This window comes from Myxacorys sp. (genome assembly GCF_059501405.1).
The window spans coordinates 1-3,311 of the sequence record NZ_JCACCM010000038.1 but is presented as its reverse complement, the minus strand read 5'-3'; the positions used below and the strand labels follow the sequence as shown (position 1 = coordinate 3,311).

Genomic DNA, 3,311 nt, shown 5'->3' with positions numbered 1-3,311 from the left:
CAACTATTACCCTGGCGATGCGCTATTTTGACAGGAGGCAACCCTCCCACTATCGTCGCCGCAGATTCGTTTCACACCTCAGTTCGGGATGGATGAGGGTGGAGCCAAATCGCCAAAACCACCAGGAAAACCTAACGGGTCTATCATCCGGAGATGAAGAGAGCCATGAAGGCTGCACAGGATAAGCAAACCGTGTTGGGTCAGGAATTTTGACACTCAAATTATGGACCAACCGAGGTCAAGCCCTCGGTCTATTAGTATGCGTCGACTGCACGCATTGCTGCGCTTCTATCTCGCACCTATCAACGGGTGTTCTACCCGTGACCTTACTGGGTTAACCCCATGGGAGTACTCATCTTGAGGGGGGCTTCCCACTTAGATGCTTTCAGCGGTTATCCACGCCACACATGGCTACCCAGCGTTTACCGTTGGCACGATAACTGGTACACCAGCGGTGTGTTCTTCCCGGTCCTCTCGTACTAAGGAAGACTCCTCTCAATACTCCTACGCCTGCACCGGATATGGACCGAACTGTCTCACGACGTTCTGAACCCAGCTCACGTACCGCTTTAATGGGCGAACAGCCCAACCCTTGGGACGTACTACCGCCCCAGGTTGCGATGAGCCGACATCGAGGTGCCAAACCTCCGCGTCGATGTGAACTCTTGGCGGAGATCAGCCTGTTATCCCTAGAGTAACTTTTATCCGTTTAGCGACGGCCTTTCCACGCAGCGCCGTCGGATCACTAAAGCCGACTTTCGTCCCTGTTCGACATGTACGTCTCACAGTCAAGCTCTCTTGTGCTTTTACACTCAACGGCTGATTTCCAACCAGCCTGAGAGAACCTTTGCGCGCCTCCGTTACCTTTTGGGAGGCGACCGCCCCAGTCAAACTGCCCCCCTGATACTGTTCCCGCGCCGGATCACGGCAGCAGGTTAGACTTCTAGCCTTAGCAGAGTGGTATCTCACCGATGACTCCCTTGCTCCCACAAGAGCAAGATCAACGTCTCCCACCTATTCTGCGCAGCCAAAGCCCGAAGCCAATACCAGGCTACAGTAAAGCTTCATAGGGTCTTTCTGTCCAGGTGCAGGTAGTCCGTATCTTCACAGACACTCCTATTTCGCCGAGCCTCTCTCCGAGACAGCGCCCAAATCGTTACGCCTTTCGTGCGGGTCGGAACTTACCCGACAAGGAATTTCGCTACCTTAGGACCGTTATAGTTACGGCCGCCGTTCACCGGGGCTTCAGTCGCCAGCTTCAGGGTTTCCCCCTGACCGACTTCCTTAACCTTCCGGCACTGGGCAGGCGTCAGCCCCCATACTTCGTCTTTCGACTTCGCGGAGACCTGTGTTTTTGGTAAACAGTCGCTTGGGCCTCTTCACTGCGACCACCTCTCGGTGGCACCCCTTCTCCCGAAGTTACGGGGCCATTTTGCCGAGTTCCTTAGAGAGAGTTATCTCGCGCCCTTGGGTATTCTCAACCATCCCACCTGTGTCGGTTTCGGGTACAGGTAATTCTGGATTAACGTGGTTAGAGCTTTTCTTGGAAGCTTGACGTCACACACTTCGGGTCCGTAGACCCTCGTACTCATGGCTCCGCTCAAGACGTTTTCACCGTCTCTCATCGCCTCGCACACTTGAACTCCTAACCAACATGGAGCTGTGTTAGCCTTCTCCGTCCCTCTGCACAATCCAGAATCAGTATCGGAATCTTAACCGATTATCCATCGACTACGTCGTTTGACCTCGCCTTAGGACCTGACTCACCCTCCGCGGACGAGCCTTCCGGAGGAACCCTTGGGATTTCAGGGCATTGGATTCTCACCAATGTTTGCGCTACTCAAGCCGACATTCTCACTTCTGCTTCGTCCACACCTGCTCACGCTGATGCTTCACACTACAACAGAACGCTCCCCTACCAAATGGTAGTAATTTAACCATTTCCATCGCTTCGGTATGTCACTTAGCCCCGTTCATTTTCGGCGCAGAATCGCTTGACCAGTGAGCTATTACGCACTCTTTCAAGGATGGCTGCTTCTAGGCAAACCTCCTGGTTGTCTCTGCACTCCCACCTCCTTTATCACTGAGATGTGATTTGGGGACCTTAGCTGGTGGTCTGGGCTGTTTCCCTCTTGACGATGAAGCTTATCCCCCACCGTCTCACTGGCAGAATCTACATCTGGTATTCAGAGTTTGACTCGATTTGGTACCGCTCTCGCAGCCCGCACCGAATCAGTGCTTTACCCCCAGACTTAAACTTCTACCGCTGCGCCTCAACACATTTCGGGGAGAACCAGCTAGCTCCGGGTTCGATTGGCATTTCACCCCTAACCACAGGTCATCCGCCGATTTTTCAACATCGGTCGGTTCGGACCTCCACTTGGTGTTACCCAAGCTTCATCCTGCCCATGGTTAGATCACCCGGGTTCGGGTCTATAAACACAGATATCGCGCCCTATTCAGACTCGCTTTCGCTCTGACTTCGACATTCCCGTCTTAATCTACCTGTGCTTATAAGTCGCCGGCTCATTCTTCAACAGGCACACGGTCAGACGTTGAATCGTCCTCCCATTGCTTGTAAGCAGATGGTTTCATGTTCTATTTCACTCCCCTCCCGGGGTTCTTTTCACCGTTCCCTCGCGGTACTAGTTCACTATCGGTCACACAGGAGTATTTAGCCTTACGAGGTGGTCCTCGCGGATTCACACGGGATTTCACGTGCCCCATGCTACTCGGGATCCAGCTAGGTCGCTTCTGTTTTCGACTACAGGACTTTCACCTCCTCTGGTGCAGCTTCCCACTGCTTCGTCTAACGTTCACGATCCACATCGCTGTCCCACAACCCCAGAATGCATGCATCCTGGTTTAGGCTGTTTCCATTTCGCTCGCCGCTACTCCGGAAATCGCGTTTGCTTTCTCTTCCTCCAGCTACTAAGATGTTTCAATTCGCTGGGTTGGCTCTGACTCCCCTATGGATTCAAGGAGCAGTATTTAAGGTTGCCCTATTCGGAAATCACCGGATCAAAGCCTGCTTCCAGCTCCTCGGTGCATATCGTCGGTCGCCACGTCCTTCATCGCCTCTGTGTGCCTAGGTATCCACCATCTGCCCTTGTTAGCTTGACCACTAACTTGTCTTTACATTGGTGTCTATGAAGCGTTAATTGCCTCATCCATTGATCAATCAATCGATGAATGAACACAACTAACCTTCTACCTGACTTAATTGCTTATCACTATGCAGTTTTCATGGTTCTCGCTGGAATGTCTCCCAGCAGGCAGCTTAGTTCAACTAATACTGTTGCTGAATACAT

General features: G+C 52.4%; 2 rRNA genes. Both read right to left on the bottom strand.

What is annotated here, in order from left to right:
* Positions 1-9: 9 nt before the first annotated feature.
* A 5S ribosomal RNA gene (rrf, locus tag AC5I6P_RS03350) occupies positions 10-126 on the bottom strand.
* A gap of 108 nt (positions 127-234) precedes the next feature.
* Positions 235-3,123: ribosomal RNA gene (locus AC5I6P_RS03345) — 23S ribosomal RNA — on the bottom strand.
* Between the last annotated feature and the right edge of the window lie 188 nt (positions 3,124-3,311).